General features: G+C 72.4%; 13 protein-coding genes. 11 read left to right on the forward strand and 2 right to left on the reverse strand.

The annotated features are described in order from the left end of the window. Positions 1–53: 53 nt before the first annotated feature. A complete protein-coding gene (ftsY, locus tag ACIBEA_RS28565; RefSeq protein WP_399265699.1) occupies positions 54–1277 on the forward strand; it encodes a signal recognition particle-docking protein FtsY in 1224 nt (407 codons plus the stop codon). A 90-nt stretch (positions 1278–1367) separates the two neighbouring features. Here ftsY and ACIBEA_RS28570 read toward each other — a convergent pair whose 3' ends face one another. Continuing rightward, positions 1368–2036 (reverse strand): bifunctional DNA primase/polymerase, encoded by a 669-nt coding sequence (locus ACIBEA_RS28570; RefSeq protein WP_399265701.1) that lies wholly within the window; start codon positions 2034–2036, stop codon positions 1368–1370. 396 nt (positions 2037–2432) lie between these two features. On the opposite strand from ACIBEA_RS28570, the gene ACIBEA_RS28575 reads away from it, so the two are divergent. From ACIBEA_RS28575 to ftsH, 6 genes are all read left to right on the forward strand, one after another. Further along, complete coding sequence (locus tag ACIBEA_RS28575; RefSeq protein ID WP_399265703.1) at positions 2433–3959, forward strand: hypothetical protein; 1527 nt, start codon at positions 2433–2435, stop codon at positions 3957–3959. Positions 3960–4273: 314 nt separating this feature from the next. Continuing rightward, entirely contained in the window at positions 4274–5617 is a 1344-nt protein-coding gene (locus tag ACIBEA_RS28580; RefSeq protein ID WP_399265705.1) for an ammonium transporter, read from the forward strand. After that, positions 5614–5952, forward strand: coding sequence for a P-II family nitrogen regulator (locus tag ACIBEA_RS28585; RefSeq protein WP_351040006.1), 339 nt, complete (start codon positions 5614–5616; stop codon positions 5950–5952). Before ACIBEA_RS28580 ends, ACIBEA_RS28585 begins: the two co-directional genes overlap by 4 nt. A 16-nt stretch (positions 5953–5968) precedes the next feature. Further along, positions 5969–8404 carry a [protein-PII] uridylyltransferase gene (locus tag ACIBEA_RS28590; RefSeq protein ID WP_399265707.1) on the forward strand — a complete coding sequence of 812 codons (2436 nt, stop codon included), beginning with the start codon at positions 5969–5971 and terminating at the stop codon, positions 8402–8404. 388 nt (positions 8405–8792) lie between these two features. After that, positions 8793–10364 carry a signal recognition particle protein gene (ffh, locus tag ACIBEA_RS28595; RefSeq protein WP_399265709.1) on the forward strand — a complete coding sequence of 524 codons (1572 nt, stop codon included), beginning with the start codon at positions 8793–8795 and terminating at the stop codon, positions 10362–10364. Between the two features lie 129 nt (positions 10365–10493). Further along, positions 10494–12458: an ATP-dependent zinc metalloprotease FtsH gene (gene ftsH, locus ACIBEA_RS28600; RefSeq protein ID WP_399265711.1), complete on the forward strand. Its 1965-nt coding sequence runs from the start codon at positions 10494–10496 to the stop codon at positions 12456–12458. A gap of 65 nt (positions 12459–12523) precedes the next feature. Here the strand turns inward: ftsH and ACIBEA_RS28605 are convergent, their stop codons facing one another. Next, entirely contained in the window at positions 12524–13207 is a 684-nt protein-coding gene (locus ACIBEA_RS28605; protein ID WP_399265713.1) for a methyltransferase type 11, read from the reverse strand. Positions 13208–13340: 133 nt separating this feature from the next. On the opposite strand from ACIBEA_RS28605, the gene proS reads away from it, so the two are divergent. The 4 genes from proS (at position 13341) to ACIBEA_RS28625 (ending at position 16463) form a co-directional block, all read left to right on the forward strand. Continuing rightward, positions 13341–14753 (forward strand): proline--tRNA ligase, encoded by a 1413-nt coding sequence (gene proS, locus ACIBEA_RS28610; RefSeq protein ID WP_399265715.1) that lies wholly within the window; start codon positions 13341–13343, stop codon positions 14751–14753. 199 nt (positions 14754–14952) lie between these two features. After that, entirely contained in the window at positions 14953–15552 is a 600-nt protein-coding gene (locus tag ACIBEA_RS28615; RefSeq protein WP_354380087.1) for a hypothetical protein, read from the forward strand. A 228-nt stretch (positions 15553–15780) separates the two neighbouring features. After that, entirely contained in the window at positions 15781–16221 is a 441-nt protein-coding gene (gene rpsP, locus ACIBEA_RS28620; RefSeq protein WP_330332868.1) for a 30S ribosomal protein S16, read from the forward strand. 2 nt (positions 16222–16223) lie between these two features. Beyond that, a complete protein-coding gene (locus ACIBEA_RS28625) occupies positions 16224–16463 on the forward strand; it encodes an RNA-binding protein (protein WP_283456387.1) in 240 nt (79 codons plus the stop codon). The last annotated feature ends 9 nt before the right edge of the window (positions 16464–16472 follow it).

A 16472-nucleotide genomic window follows, 5' to 3' on the forward strand; every position in this document is an offset into this window, starting at 1 on the left:
TGATTCGCCAAGGTCCGGGGTCCGGGCCGACGGTGACCGATACTGGGTTGGTTATGGAAATCCTCATCCTTGCTGTAGTCATCGCCCTGGTCGCGGTCGGCGCGGTCAGCGGGCTCGTGGTCAGCAGCCGCAAGAAGAAGCAGCTGCCCCCCACGGCACCGTCGAGCACGCCGACCATCACTGCCCCGCCCGCCGAGCCGCAGGTCGGGGACGACGCCGCACCCACGGTGGACGAGCCGCGGCGCACGATCGAGGAGGTCGTGCTCCCCGAGGGGGAGACCGCCACCGACTCGCCGGTCGCCGTCGAGGACCCCGTCGTCGCGGCGCCCGAGGCGCCCGCCCTGGACGTGCCCGAGCCCACCGCGGGCCGGCTCGTGCGGTTGCGCGCCCGGCTCGCCCGTTCGCAGAACTCGCTGGGCAAGGGGCTGCTGACGCTGCTCTCCCGCGAGCACCTCGACGAGGACACCTGGGAGGAGATCGAGGAGACGCTCCTCATCGCCGACGTCGGCGTCGCCCCCACGCAGGAGCTGGTGGACCGGCTGCGCGAGCGGGTCAAGGTCCTCGGCACCCGCACCCCGGCCGACCTGCGCGCCCTCCTGAAGGAGGAGCTGCTGACCCTGCTCGGCACCGACTTCGACCGCGCCGTGAAGACGGAGAGCGGCGTCGACACCCCGGGCGTCGTGATGGTCGTCGGCGTCAACGGCACCGGTAAGACCACCACCACCGGCAAGCTCGCCCGCGTCCTGGTCGCGGACGGCCGCAGCGTGGTCCTCGGCGCGGCCGACACCTTCCGCGCCGCCGCCGCCGACCAGCTCCAGACCTGGGGCGACCGGGTCGGCGCGCGCACGGTGCGCGGTCCCGAGGGCGGCGACCCGGCGTCGATCGCCTACGACGCCGTCAAGGAGGGCATCGCCGAGGGCGCGGACGTCGTACTGATCGACACCGCGGGCCGGCTGCACACCAAGACCGGCCTGATGGACGAGCTGGGCAAGGTCAAGCGCGTCGTGGAGAAGCACGGCCCGCTGGACGAGATCCTGCTGGTCCTGGACGCCACCACCGGGCAGAACGGTCTGACCCAGGCCCGCGTCTTCGCCGAGGTCGTGGACATCACCGGCATCGTGCTGACCAAGCTCGACGGCACCGCCAAGGGCGGCATCGTCGTCGCCGTCCAGCGCGAGCTGGGCGTCCCGGTCAAGCTGGTCGGCCTGGGCGAGGGCCCGGACGACCTGGCGCCCTTCGAGCCGGAGGCCTTCGTCGACGCCCTGATCGGCGACTGACCCCCGCACCGGCCACCCGGCCGTACGGCCCCCGGGGCCCCCGCGCCACGACGGCGCGGGGGCCCCGTCGCATCGGCGCCGGCCGGGGCGTCAGCGGCTGAAGCGGTGGCAGATGTAGGCCAGCGTGCCCAGCAGCAGCCGGGCCTGCGGGGGGCCGCCCGCGGAGTCGAGGGTCGGCGGGCGCAGCCAGACGACCGGGCCGAACCCCGCGTGGTCGGAGGGCGGAGCCGTGACGTGGGCTCCCTTCCCCAGAGCGCGCAGGTCGAGGTCCGCGTCGTCCCAGCCCATCCGGTACAGCAGCTGCGGCAGCTCGGCCGCCGCCCCCGGGGCCACGAAGAACTGGGCCCGCCCGTCGGGGGTCGCGGTCACCGGACCCAGCGGCAGACCCATCCGCTCCAGCCGCACCAGCGCCTGCCGCCCGGCCTCCGCGGAGACCTCGATGACATCGAAGGAACGGCCCGCCGGGAGGAGCACCGCGGCGCCCGGGAACCCGCCCCAGGCGTCGGTCACCTCGTCCAGCGTGGCCCCTGCGGGGACCACCACCCCGAAGTCCAGCGGGTGCGCCCCCGGGGCCGCGCAGCGCGCGTTCCCGCAGGAGCAGTCCCGGCCGGGGGAGGCGGCCCGGGCGCCGGGAACCGCGTCCCATCCCCACAGTCCGGTGTACTCGGCCACCGCTGTGCATTCCGACATCCGGCCGCGGCGCCGAGCGCCGGACCGGAACTCCTTGGTGCTCCGGCTGCCGCCGATCGTGAAGCCCATGCCCATGCCCCCTCCAACGGGTCGAGCGCGCCGGTGGTTACGACTCACCGCGACGCGGTCGTCGACCGTGCGGCACACGGGCCACGCCCGGCGCACTCCTCGCCGTGCGCGCCCCGGCGTACACCGCTGCGCCGACTGCGGGTCATCCCGTGTCAAGTGAATCGTGCTCGGCGCGTGGCGAGTTCATTCGAAGGGGTGGCGAATGGTGGCGATTCCGCAAACGGCCTCGCCGTAGGGGTGATCGTAGGATTACTTTCAGTGCACGAACCCCGAAGGTACGCCCGTCCGTGGGTATGCCGGAGGCAATGTGTGAAGGGCTTGTGAAGGCCCCATGTGGCCCACCCGGGCCCGGCCAGGGTTTCGTGTGAAAGAGGCTGAGTGGATGGGGGCGTTCCAGTGAGCGGCAGCGACGCAAGCGGAACGGACGCGGACTCAGCCGTCCGGGGCCGCGCCGAGGACCCCCGTCCCAACGAGCAGCTGACGTCGTGGTTCGTCCGCAGCGGCTGGTCCAAGGGCGAACTCGCCCGCCAGGTCAACCGCCGCGCCCGCCAGATGGGCGCCCACCACATCAGCACCGACACCTCCCGGGTCCGCCGCTGGCTCGACGGCGAACAGCCGCGCGAGCCCGTCCCGCGCATCCTCTCCGAGCTCTTCTCCGAACGCTTCGGCAGCGTCGTCGCCATCGAGCAGCTCGGCCTGCGCACGGCGCACCAGACCCCCTCCGTCTCCGGCGTGGACCTGCCCTGGGCGGGCGATCAGACCGTCGCGCTGCTCGGCGAGTTCTCCCGCAGCGACCTGATGCTCGCCCGCCGGGGCTTCCTCGGGACCTCGCTCGCGCTCTCCGCCGGCCCCGCCCTCATCGAGCCCATGCAGCGCTGGCTCGTCCCCGCCCCGGCCGCCGACCCGGGATCGCGGGAGGCGGGACCGGCGGGCTCCCGGACCGGCGCCCTCAGCGGCTACCGGCCCCCCCGGCTCTCCGAACCGGAACTCGACCTGCTCGAAGCGACCACCGTCATGTTCCGCCAGTGGGACGCCCAGTGCGGCGGCGGCCTGCGCCGCAAGGCCGTCGTCGGCCAGCTCCACGAGGTCACCGACCTGCTCCAGGAGAACCACCCGGCCCCGGTCATGCGGCGGCTCTTCAAGGTCGCCGCGGAACTCGCCGAACTCGCGGGCTGGATGAGCTACGACATCGGGCTGCACCCCACCGCGCAGAAGTACTTCGTGCTCGCCCTGCACGCCTCCAAGGAGGCCGGGGACAAGCCGCTCGGCTCGTACATCCTCTCCAACATGAGCCGCCAGATGATCCACCTCGGCCGCCCCGACGACGCCCTGGAGCTCATCCACCTCGCCCAGTACGGCAGCCGCGACTGCGCGGGCCCCCGCACCCAGGCCATGCTGTATGCGATGGAGGCCCGCGCCTACGCCAACATGGGACAGCCCAGCCGCTGCAAGCGGGCCGTGCGGATGGCCGAGGACACCTTCGGGGACGCCGCCCTGGACGGCGAGACCGAGCCGGACTGGATCCGCTTCTTCTCCGAGGCCGAACTGAGCGGCGAGAACGCCCACTCCTTCCGGGACCTCGCCTACGTCGCGGGCCGCAGCCCCACCTACGCCTCGCTCGCCGAACCCGTCATGCGGCGGGCGGTGGAACTCTTCTCCGCGGACGAGGAACACCAGCGCTCCTACGCCCTCAACCTGATCGGCATGGCCACCGTCCACCTGCTCCAGCGCGAGCCCGAGCAGTCCGCGGTCCTCGTCGACCAGGCCCTCGACGTGGCGCGAAAGGTGCGGTCCGAACGCGTCAACACGCGGCTGCGCAAGACCGTCGACACCGCCGCCCGTGAGTACGGCCACGTCGCCGAAGTCGTCCAGCTCACCGACCACCTCGCGGCCCGTCTCCCGGAGTCCGCGGAAGCCGTCTGACGCCCTCGACGGCCACCCCCGAGGCCCCGGCCGCGGCAGTCCTCCCGTGAAGCCCGATCAGGCTCCCCCGCCCCAGGTCAGCCGGAGGACGGCCGCGGCCGGCTCGCTGTGCCCCCGTTCATGGACGCGTAACACGCACGACCTCTTCGTCATCGGCGCGAAACACCCAGCGGCGCCGCCGGAAACCGGCCTGCGCGAATCTCAGGGCCAATAACCGGCCAGCCCCGGTCAGCTCCCCGGACCGGGCCCCCTTAACGCCGCTCAGGTTTTCACGATCGCCCGCACGCGAACGTACCGACGACGAGGAGACGCCGATGGCATCAGCCATCACGACCCTCGCGGCAGACGCCCCGACGCTGTCTGCCGCGAACACCGGGTTCATGCTCATCTGCTCCGCCCTGGTCATGCTGATGACCCCGGGTCTCGCCTTCTTCTACGGAGGCATGGTCCGCGTCAAGAGCAGTCTCAACATGCTGATGATGAGCTTCATCAGCCTCGGGATCGTCACGATCCTCTGGGTCCTCTACGGCTTCAGCCTCGCCTTCGGCACCGACAAGGGCTCCCTGATCGGCTGGTCCTCCGACTACCTCGGCCTCAGCGGCATCGGGATCACCGAGCTGTGGGACGGCTACACCATCCCGGTCTACGTCTTCGCCGTCTTCCAGCTGATGTTCGCGATCATCACACCGGCGCTGATAAGCGGTGCGCTCGCCGACCGCGTCAAGTTCAGCGCCTGGGCCCTCTTCATCACCCTCTGGGTCACGATCGTCTACTTCCCCGTCGCCCACTGGGTGTGGGGCACGGGCGGCTGGCTCTTCGAACTCGGCGTCATCGACTTCGCGGGCGGCACCGCCGTCCACATCAACGCGGGCGCCGCGGCCCTCGGCGTCATCCTCGTCATCGGCAAGCGCGTCGGCTTCAAGAAGGACCCGATGCGCCCGCACAGCCTGCCGCTCGTGATGCTCGGCGCGGGCCTGCTCTGGTTCGGCTGGTTCGGCTTCAACGCCGGTTCCTGGCTCGGCAACGACGACGGCGTCGGCGCCGTCATGTTCGTCAACACCCAGGTCGCCACCGCCGCCGCCATGCTGGCCTGGCTCGGCTACGAGAAGCTGCGCCACGGCTCCTTCACCACGCTGGGCGCCGCCTCCGGCGCGGTCGCGGGCCTCGTCGCCATCACCCCCTCCGGCGGCTCCTGCTCCCCGCTCGGCGCGATCGCCATCGGCGCCATCGCCGGTGTCGTCTGCGCCATGGCGGTCGGCCTGAAGTACAAGTTCGGCTTCGACGACTCCCTCGACGTGGTCGGCGTCCACCTGGTCGGCGGTGTCATCGGCTCCCTGCTCGTCGGCCTCTTCGCCACCGGCGGGGTGCAGTCCGACGCGGCCGGCCTCTTCTACGGCGGCGGCCTCGACCAGCTCGGCAAGCAGGCCGTCGGGGTCTTCTCGGTCCTCGCGTACTCTCTCGTCGCGTCCGCGGGCCTCGCCTTCCTCCTCGACAGGACGATGGGGATGCGCGTCACCGAGGACGACGAGGTCTCCGGCATCGACCAGGTCGAACACGCCGAGACCGCCTACGACTTCAGCGGAGCCGGCGGCGGTTCCTCGTCCCGGTCCACCAGCTCCGTACCCGTCGCCGCTGCCAGCAAGAAGGTGGATGCATGAAGCTCATCACCGCGATCGTCAAGCCGCACCGGCTCGACGAGATCAAGGAGGCCCTCCAGACCTTCGGGGTCCACGGTCTGACCGTCTCCGAGGCCAGCGGGTACGGCCGCCAGCGCGGGCACACCGAGGTCTACCGCGGCGCGGAGTACACCGTGGACCTCGTCCCGAAGATCCGCATCGAGGTGGTCGTCGAGGACGACGCGGCCGAGGACGTCATGCACGTCGTCGTCGAGGCCGCCCGCACCGGCAAGATCGGTGACGGCAAGGTGTGGAGTGTCCCCGTGGACTCGGTGGTCCGGGTCCGCACCGGCGAGCGCGGCGCTGACGCGCTTTAGCTGACAGGAGCCCTGGGTGACGAGCGTCGACAACACGACCGGCACGGCCGACTCGGGACCCAGCGGTTACGCCGCGGCCCGGCTGCGACTCCTCCAGGAGGAGTCGCGGTCCGGGCCCGCCCGGCGTTCCGCCCTCTCCGGGCTGACCGACGACTGGCTGAACGCGCTGTTCGCGACCGCCGTGCGGGAGAGCGGGGTCCGGGGCGCCGCCCTGGTCGCCGTCGGCGGCTACGGGCGCGGCGAACTCTCCCCGCGCAGCGACCTCGACCTGCTCCTGCTGCACGACGGCAAGGCGGACCCGAAGGCGCTCAGCGTCCTCGCCGACCGCATCTGGTACCCCGTGTGGGACCTGGGCCTCGCCCTCGACCACTCCGTGCGGACCCCCGGCGAGGCCCGCAGGACCGCCGCCGAAGACCTCAAGGTGCACCTCGGACTGCTGGACGCCCGCCCCGTCGCCGGCGACGTCGGACTCCTCGCGGGGCTGCGCACCTCCGTCCTCGCCGACTGGCGCAACAACGCCGTCAAGCGGCTCCCGCAACTGCACTCGCTCTGCCGGGAGCGGGCCGAGCGGAGCGGGGAACTGCGCTTCCTGCTCGAACCCGACCTCAAGGAGGCCCGCGGCGGACTCCGCGACGTGACCGCGCTGCGGGCCGTGGCCGCCTCCTGGCTGGCCGACGCCCCGCGCGAGGGACTGGCCGAGGCCCGACGGCGCCTCCTGGACGCCCGCGACGCCCTCCACCTGGTCACCGGGCGGGCCACCGACCGGCTCTCCCTCCAGGAGCAGGACCCGGTCGCCGCGCAGCTCGGCCTGCTGGACGCGGACGCGCTGCTGCGCGAGGTGTACGAAGCGGCGCGGGTCGTCTCGTACGCCGGCGACGTCACCTGGCGCGAGGTCGGCCGGGTGCTGCGGGCCCGGGCCTCCCGGCCGCGGCTGCGCGGGCTGCTCGGCACCCGGGGGGCGGCCGCCGTGGAGCGGGCCCCGCTCGCCGAGGGCGTCGTCGAAGCGGACGGCGAGGCCGTACTGGCCCTGGCCGCCCGTCCCGAGCGGGACCCGGTGCTCCCCCTGCGGCTCGGCGCCGCCGCCGCGCAGGCCGGACTCCCGGTGTCGCTGCACGCCGTACGACGCCTGGCCGCGCAGGCGAAACCGCTGCCCGTGCCCTGGCCCGCCGAGGCCCGCGAGCAACTGCTGACCCTGCTGGGCGCGGGGGAGCCCACCGTGGCCGTCTGGGAGGCCCTCGAAGCGGAAGGGCTGATCAGCAGGCTGCTGCCCGACTGGGAGCGGGTCCGCTGCCGCCCCCAGCGCAACCCCGTGCACACCTGGACCGTCGACCGGCACCTCATCGAGACCGCCGTGCGCGCCTCCGCCCTCACCCGCCGGGTCGGCCGCCCGGACCTGCTGCTCATGGCCGCCCTGCTGCACGACATCGGCAAGGGTTGGCCCGGCGACCACTCGGTCGCGGGCGAGATCATCGCCCGCGACGTCGCCGCCCGGGTCGGCTTCGACGCGGACGACGTCGCCGTGCTGGGCACCCTCGTACGGCACCACCTGCTGCTCATCGACACCGCCACCCGGCGGGACCTGGACGACCCCGCGACCGTGCGCTCCGTCGCGGACGCCGTGGGCTCGACCGGCACCCTGGAACTGCTGCACGCCCTGACCGAGGCGGACGCCCTGGCCACCGGACCCGCGGCCTGGAGCACCTGGCGCGGCTCACTCGTCGCCGACCTGGTGGGCCGGGTCGGCGCGGTCCTCGACGGGGAGGCCGCCGCGCCCGAGGCGCCGGGGACGCAGCGGCCGCCGGGCGCGGAACCGGAACGGCTCGCGGTGGAGGCATTGCGCACGGGGGAGCCCGCGCTGGCCCTTTACGCGCGTCAGGAGGAAGAGGACGCGGTCGGCGTCGAGCTGATCGTGGCCGTTCCCGACCAGCCGGGGGTGCTGCCCGCGGCGGCCGGGGTGCTGGCCCTGCACCGGCTCACGGTCCGGGCCGCCGACCTGCGGACGCTGGAGCTGCCGGAGGCGCTGGGGGAGGTGCTGGTGCTGAGATGGCGGGTCGCCGCGGAGTACGGGTCCCTGCCGCAGGGCGCGCGGCTGCGGACGGACCTGATCCGGGCCCTGGACGGCTCGCTGGACGTGCCCGCGCGACTGGCCGACCGCGAGGCCGCCTACCCCCGGCGGCGGGGGGTCGTACCGCCGCCGCCGCGGGTCACCGTGGTCGCGGACGCCTCCCCGCTGGCGACGGTGCTGGAGGTGCGGGCGCCGGACGCGGTGGGGTTGCTGCACCGGATCGGGCGGGCGCTGGACGAGGGCGGGGTCCGGGTGCGGAGCGCGCACGTGTCCACGCTGGGGGCGAACGCGGTGGACACCCTGTATGTGACGGACGTCGAGGGCAAACCCCTGCCGCCCGCGCAAGCCGCCCTCCTGGCCGACACGGTCCTCTCGGCCCTGTCCTGACCCGCCTCCGGCGGCGCCTCAAACGCCGGCGGGGCTGGTGGTGGCGGGGGTCGGCTGTCCGCCGGTGCCTGGCGGCTCAAACGCCGGCCGGGTTGATTCAGCCCCGCCGGCGTTTGAGGCGCCGCCGGAGGCGGGCGGGCCGGACGCGGTCCGAGGGGGTCGGGTCGGATCAGCCCCGCCCGGGGGCACCTCCCAGCGGTAGCTGGGGGAGATCGAGGCGCCGCCGGAGGCGACCGCGGCGGAGCCGGGGCGACCGGCCGCACCCGGCGCCGCCGGAGGCTTCGGGGGCGTTCCGGGACGGGCACCGCCCCGCAGGGTCCGGCATGCGGCGCGGCCCGATACCCTGGGGGGCGACCACACGCCCCCGACCCGAGGAATCGCGACTACCGTGTTCGATACGCTTTCCGACCGCCTCAGCGCGACCTTCAAGAGCCTCCGGGGCAAAGGTCGCCTCTCCGAGCAGGACATCGACGCTGCGGCCCGGGAAATCCGTATCGCCCTCCTCGAGGCAGACGTCGCCCTCCCCGTCGTCCGGTCCTTCATCGCGAAGGTCAAGGAGCGCTCCCTCGGCGTAGAGGTCTCCAAGGCCCTCAACCCCGGCCAGCAGGTCCTCAAGATCGTCAACGAGGAACTCGTCGGGATCCTCGGCGGCGAGACCCGCCGCCTGCGGTTCGCCAAGACCGCCCCCACCGTGATCATGCTCGCGGGCCTCCAGGGTGCCGGTAAGACCACCCTCGCCGGAAAGCTCGGCTTCTGGCTCAAGGGCCAGGGCCACGCCCCGCTGCTCGTCGCCTGCGACCTCCAGCGCCCCAACGCCGTCAACCAGCTCAGCGTGGTCGCCGAGCGCGCCGGCGTCGCGGTCTACGCGCCCGAGCCCGGCAACGGCGTCGGCAATCCGGTGCAGGTCGCCAAGGACTCCATCGAGTACGCCCGTACCAAGCAGTACGACGTCGTGATCGTCGACACCGCGGGCCGCCTCGGCATCGACGCCGAGCTGATGCAGCAGGCCGCGGACATCCGCGACGCCGTCAGCCCGGACGAGATCCTCTTCGTCGTCGACGCGATGATCGGTCAGGACGCGGTCAACACCGCCGAGGCCTTCCGCGACGGCGTCGGCTTCGACGGCGTGGTGCTCTCCAAGCTCGACGGCGACGCCCGCGGCGGTGCCGCGCTCTCCATCGCGCACGTCACCGGCAAGCAGATCATGTTCGCCTCGAACGGCGAGAAGCTCGACGAGTTCGACGCCTTCCACCCGGACCGCATGGCGGGCCGGATCCTCGACATGGGTGACATGCTCACCCTGATCGAGCAGGCCGAGAAGACCTTCAGCCAGGCCGAAGCCGAGAAGATGGCGGCCAAGCTGGCGAAGGGGCCGAAGGAGTTCACGCTCGACGACTTCCTGGCCCAGATGGAGCAGGTCCGCAAGATGGGCTCCATCTCCAAGCTGCTCGGCATGCTGCCCGGCATGGGGCAGATCAAGGACCAGATCAACAACATCGACGAGCGTGACATCGACCGCACCGCGGCCGTCATCAAGTCGATGACCCCGGCCGAGCGACACGACCCGACGATCATCAACGGCTCGCGCCGCGCCCGCATCGCCAAGGGCGCCGGCGTCGAGGTCAGCGCCGTGAAGTCGCTCGTCGAGCGGTTCTTCGACGCCCGCAAGATGATGTCCCGCATGGCCCAGGGCGGCGGCATGCCCGGGATGCCGGGCATGCCGGGCATGGGCGGCGGCCCCGGCCGCCAGAAGAAGCAGATCAAGCAGGCCAAGGGCAAGCGCAAGAGCGGCAACCCGATGAAGCGCAAGGAAGAGGAGGCCGCGGCCGTCCTGCGCAAGGAGCAGGGACCGCAGGCCGTCGAGCCGGGCGGCGACGCGGGCAACCCGTTCGGCCTGCCCGCCGGCCCCGCCGGCCAGGACTTCGAACTCCCCGACGAGTTCAAGAAGTTCATGAAGTAGCACGCACCACGAGGGGCCCCGGTCGCGACCAGCGACCGGGGCCCCTCGCGCGTGCGGGCTGCTCAGGGGCGGTGGCGGGGCTGTCGCGCGGGGGCCGCCCCATGGGGCGATGGTCCGGTTTGTGGCTTAATGTCGGCCGGGAGGACGGCAGAAGGAGGCCTCGTGCCCAGCCCCACCCCCGTACCGCCGCGCGACCGGGCCGACACGCCCTGGCGCTCCGAGGGCGCCCCGCCCGCCCCGCCGCCCAAGAAGAAGATGCCCGGCGGCTGGCGCGGGCTGATCCTCACGGCGCTGATCGTCTACCTGCTGACCAACCTGGTGCTGTCGTTCTTCAACGAGGGCGACGAGCCGACCATCCCGTACACCGAGTTCAGCAAGCAGGTCACCAGCGGCAACGTCTCGAAGATCTACTCCAAGGGCGACGCCATCCAGGGCGAGCTGAAGAACAAGCAGCCCAGGCCCGCCGGAGACGGGGACGGCGACTACACCAAGTTCACGACCCAGCGCCCCGCCTTCGCCGACGACCAGCTCTGGTCCAGCCTCACGTCCAAAGGCGTCGTCGTCACCGCCTCCCCGGTCGTGGAGCACCGCAGCTTCCTGGCCAACCTGCTCATCTCGCTCGCCCCGATGCTGCTGCTCGTCGGCCTGTGGGTGCTCATCGCCCGCCGGATGAGCGGCGGCGGCCTGGGCGGCCCCGGCGGACTCGGACGCAAGCAGCCCCCCAAGCCGGTCGAGCTGGAGGGCGGCAAGCGCACCACCTTCGAGGACGTGGCGGGCATCGACGAGGTGGAGGGCGAGCTGAGCGAGGTCGTCGACTTCCTCAAGAACCCCGAGCGCTACCACCGGATGGGTGCCCGGATGCCCGGCGGCGTCCTGCTCGCGGGCCCGCCCGGCACCGGCAAGACCCTGCTGGCCCGCGCGGTCGCCGGCGAGGCCGGCGTGCCGTTCTTCTCCGCCTCCGCCTCCGAGTTCATCGAGATGATCGTCGGCGTCGGCGCCTCCCGGGTCCGCGAACTCTTCACCGAGGCCCGCAAGGTGGCCCCCGCGATCATCTTCATCGACGAGATCGACACCATCGGCCGGGCCCGCGGCGGCGGCGCGGGCATGGGCGGCCACGACGAGCGCGAACAGACCCTGAACCAGATCCTCACCGAGATGGACGGCTTCTCCGGCTCCGAGGGCGTCGTCGTCATCGCCGCCACCAACCGCGCCGACGTGCTCGACCCCGCACTCACCCGCCCCGGCCGCTTCGACCGCACGGTCGTGGTCTCCCCGCCCGACCGCGGCGGCCGCGAGGCCATCCTGCGCATCCACACCCGGGACATCCCGCTGGCCCAGGAGGTGAGCCTGGCCCAGGTCGCCCGCACCACCCCGGGGATGACCGGCGCCGAGCTCGCCAACCTCGCCAACGAGGCGGCCCTGCTGGCCGTCAAGCGCGAGCAGAAGGCCGTGACCCAGACGGACCTGTCCGACGCCCTGGAGAAGGTCCAGCTCGGCGCGGAGCGGCCGCTGGTCATGCCGGAGGAGGAGCGCCGCCGCACGGCGTACCACGAGAGCGGCCACGCGCTGCTGGGCATGCTCCAGCCGGGCGCCGACCCGGTCCGCAAGATCACCATCGTGCCGCGCGGACGGGCCCTCGGCGTCACCCTCTCCACCCCGGACGCCGACCGGTACGCGTACACCGAGGAGTACCTGCGCGGCCGGATCATCGGCGCGCTCGGCGGGATGGCCGCCGAACAGGTGGTCTACGAGGTCATCACCACCGGCGCCGAGAACGACCTCGAACAGGTGACGAACCTGGCCCGGGGCATGGTCGCCCGCTGGGGCATGAGCGAGCGCGTGGGCAGGCTGACCGCGATCCCCTCGGACGCCCAGAGCGCCTACGGCCTCTCCGCGGCCCCGGCCACCCTGGACGCGGTGGACGCCGAGATGCGCCGGATCGTGGACGAGTGCTACGAGACGGCCTGCCGCCTGCTGCGCGAGAACCGCGACAAGCTGGACGCGCTGGCCCGCGCCCTGCTGGCGAACGAGACGCTGGAGGAGGCGGCGGCGTACGAGGCGGCCGGCATCACCCGGCTGACGAAGCACTCCTGAGGGAGCGGCGGGGGCCGCGCGCCCCCGCCACGCCTCGTGCCCCCAAGCCCTCAAGCCATCAAGCCTCAAACCGTCCGGGCGATGACGTACCGGAAGATGTTCGGCAGCCACACGGCCCCGTCGGGTCGCTCGAACGGGTGCAGCGCCTCGACGAGTTCCTTCTCCGCCTGCACCGGGTCGGCGCCGTCGTAGAGCCCGGTCGAGAGCAGGCCCCGCACCGCGCTCTCCATGTCCGCGTACCCGAACGGGCAGAACACCCGCCCCGAGCCGTCCGGCCGCAGCCCGGCCCGCTCCACGAGGGCGTCCAGGTCCACCGGCGCGGGCCCGCCGCCCGGCACCGCGGGGACCGTGCAGCGCTCCGGCGGGCCCCAGTCGGCCAGCACCACCGCCGCGCCGCGGCGGAGCACGGCCAGGGCCGCGGGCAGCGCCCGGGGATCGGGACCCACGGAGGTGAGCACGTCGTACGGGCGCAGCTCCGGCCCGGGCCCGGGCGGCGCGGCCAGCACCTCCAGCACCCGCTCCCCGGCCAGGGCCCGCAGCGCGGGCCGCCCCTCGACCCCGGTCACCCGGGCACCCCGGCCCGCGGCCAGCAGCAGGCCGAGACCGGCCCCGCAGTCCAGGCCGAGCAGCCGGTCACCCGGCCCGACCTCCAGTCGGTCGTAGACCGCTTCGTAGAGCGGCACCAGCATCCGTTCCTGGATCTCCGCCCAGTCCCGGGCGACGTGCGTCGCCGTCGGCGTCGGTGTCATCGAAAGAGCGCTCCTGATTCCGTGTCGCCCCCCTTGGCCCCCGTTGCCAGGGAACTCCCCATTCGCCCCCGCGTCCAGAGGAGCGCCGGCCCCGATTCACGTTCGGCGTGCCGGGCGCCGTACCATTCGCGCCATGGCAAAGGCACCCGTTCTCACCCCCCAGGCGGAGGATTTCCCCCGCTGGTACCAGGATCTGATCAACAAGGCCGAGCTGGCTGACAACGGTCCGGTACGCGGCACCATGGTCATCCGACCGTACGGCTACGGGCTGTGGGAGCGGATGCAGCAGGAGATGGACGCGCGCATCAAGGACGCGGGCGCCCAGAACGCGTACTTCCCGCTGTTCATCCCGCAGTCGTACCTGACGCGGGAAGCCGAGCACGTCGAGGGCTTCGCCCCCGAGCTGGCGGTCGTCACGCACGGCGGCGGCAAGGAGCTCGACGAGCCGGTCGTCGTCCGCCCCACCTCCGAGACGATCGTCAACGAGTACTTCTCCAAGTGGGTCCAGAGCTACCGCGACCTGCCCCTGCTGATCAACCAGTGGGCGAACGTGGTCCGCTGGGAGATGCGCCCGCGCGTGTTCCTCCGTACGAGCGAGTTCCTCTGGCAGGAGGGCCACACGGCCCACGCCACCTACGAGCAGGCCCGCGACTACGCCGCCCGGATCCACACGGACGTCTACGGCGACTTCATGACCAACGTGCTCGGCATCGACGTCGTCCTCGGCCGCAAGACCGCCAAGGAGCGCTTCGCGGGCGCCATCAACACCCTCACCCTCGAGGGCATGATGGGCGACGGCAAGGCGCTGCAGCTGGGCACCAGCCACGAGCTGGGCACCAACTTCGCCAAGGCCTTCAACACGCAGTACCTGTCGAAGGAAGGCAAGCAGGAACTGGTCTGGCAGACCTCGTGGGGCGTCTCGACCCGCATGGTCGGCGGCCTGATCATGTCCCACGGCGACGACAACGGGCTGCGGGTGCCGCCGCGGCTGGCGGCCGTCCAGGTCGTCGTCATGGCGATCAAGGGCGACGAGGCCGTCGCGAAGGTGCGCGAGCTGGGCGATCAGCTCAAGGCCGCGGGCATCCGCGTGCAGGTCGACGACCGCATCGACACCCCCTTCGGCCGTCGCGCCGTGGACTGGGAGCTCAAGGGCGTACCGGTCCGCATCGAGATCGGCCCCCGCGACCTGGAGGCCGGCACCGCGATGCTGGCCCGCCGGATCCCGGGCGGCAAGGAGCCCGTGCAGATCACGGACCTGGCCGCGCTGCTGCCCAAGGTGCTGGAGGAGGACCAGGAGCAGCTGCTGCGCGAGTCCCGCGAGCGCCGTATCTCCCGCACCTCCGACGTCTCGACCATCGGGGAGGCCGCCGAGGCCGCCGTCGCCGGTGGCTGGGCGCGGATCCCGTGGGCCGACCTCGGTCCCGAGGGCGAGGCGAAGCTCGCCGAGCAGGCCGTCTCCGTGCGCTGCCTCATCGCCGAGGACGGCTCGGTCCCGCAGGCGGACGACGCTCCGGGAACCCTCGCCATCGTGGCGCGTTCCTACTGATGTGACCTGAAGTGACGCTGGGGGTGCCCCCGGAAGGTGACTGACCACCTCCGGGGGCACCCCCATACGTACCGACTCCTCCGGAGATCTGCGCACCCGGCCTCATCCGGACGCATGAGACTGAACTGACTGGTACGTGCAAAAAATTTGGAATGGCCCGGAATCGGAACACCGGGGCACCTCGGCTCGTTGTCACGACGTGAGCACGACACCACCTGTTCTCGCCGCAGAGCTGGCGCAGGCGTGGGCCGATATTCAGCGGTACCACCCCGAGCTGCCTGACCTTGCCGCGCCCGAGTCCCTGATCGGAGAGTCCTCGTCCGCCTGCGGCGCGGAACTCTCCTTCGAGCGATTGCTGCACGAGGCAGTCCACGGCATCGCCGCAGCCCGCGGTGTCCGTGACACGTCCCGTGCCGGCCGCTACCACAACCGCAGATTCCTCGCGATCGCCGAGGAGATGGGTCTGGACCATTCCGAAGAACCGCACGCGAGCAGCGGCTTCTCACTGGTCGCCCTGAACCCCGAGGCGAAGAAGCGGTACCGGCCGACCATGGAGCGCCTCCAGCGCGCCCTGAAGGCCCATACCGTCGCCACCGCCGCCGACACCAAGCGCAGCTTCCGGGGACCGGCCGCCCGGCACGGGTCCTCCGGCGGCGGGGTGCGCGTCAAGGCGGTCTGCGACTGCGGGCGCAACGTCCGGGTCGTGCCGTCGGTGCTCGCCCAGGCCCCGATCGTCTGCGGCGGCTGCGGCAAGCCCTTCCGCATCCCCGAGGTGGCCGTCTCCGCCGCGGCTTCCTGAGCCCGGTGCGGCGAGGGGCCGCCCCCCCAGGGTGCGGAGGGCTGGCCGGGGTTGCGGGTCCCCCCGGGTGGAAGCGCCGCGAGCATGTGGCACAATGGCTAGCTGTACTCGACAGTCGAACAGGCCCCTCTCTCCTACGGCTGACGCGTCCATCGGGCATCCGAGTACCGCAACCCCACGTGGCATCTCATGTGCCCAACCACGTCAAGTTCAGGAGACACCACTCCAGTGGCAGTCAAGATCAAGCTCAAGCGCCTCGGCAAGATTCGCCAGCCGCACTACCGCATCGTCGTCGCCGACTCGCGCACCCGCCGCGATGGTCGTGCGATCGAGGAAATCGGTCTGTACCACCCCACGTACAACCCCTCGCGCATCGAGGTCGACGCCGAGCGTGCGCAGTACTGGCTCTCCGTCGGCGCCCAGCCGACCGAGGCCGTCCTCGCGATCCTGAAGCTCACCGGTGACTGGCAGGCGCACAAGGGCCTCCCGGCCCCCGCGCCGCTGCTGCAGCCGGAGACCAAGGAAAGCAAGCGTCGCACCTTCGACGAGTTCGCCAAGGCCCTCGAGGGCATCGGCGAGACCAAGGGCGAGGCCATCACGCAGAAGGCCAAGAAGGCCGACAAGAAGGCGGACGAGGCTGAGGCCGCCGCCGAGTCGACCGAGGCCTGATCATGCTCGAGGAGGCTCTTGAGCACCTCGTGAAGGGCATTGTGGACAATCCCGATGACGTGCAGGTCGCCTCGCGCACCCTGCGTCGCGGGCAGGTGCTCGAGGTCCGGGTCCACCCGGATGACCTCGGCAAGGTGATCGGTCGCAACGGCCGCACCGCACGTGCCCTGCGGACCGTCGTGGGCGCCATCGGCGGCCGTGGGATCCGCGTCGACCTCGTCGACGTGGACCAGGTCCGCTGAGACCGCGTC

The organism is Streptomyces sp. NPDC051555 (assembly GCF_044454405.1).
In the GTDB taxonomy this organism is placed as follows: domain Bacteria; phylum Actinomycetota; class Actinomycetes; order Streptomycetales; family Streptomycetaceae; genus Streptomyces.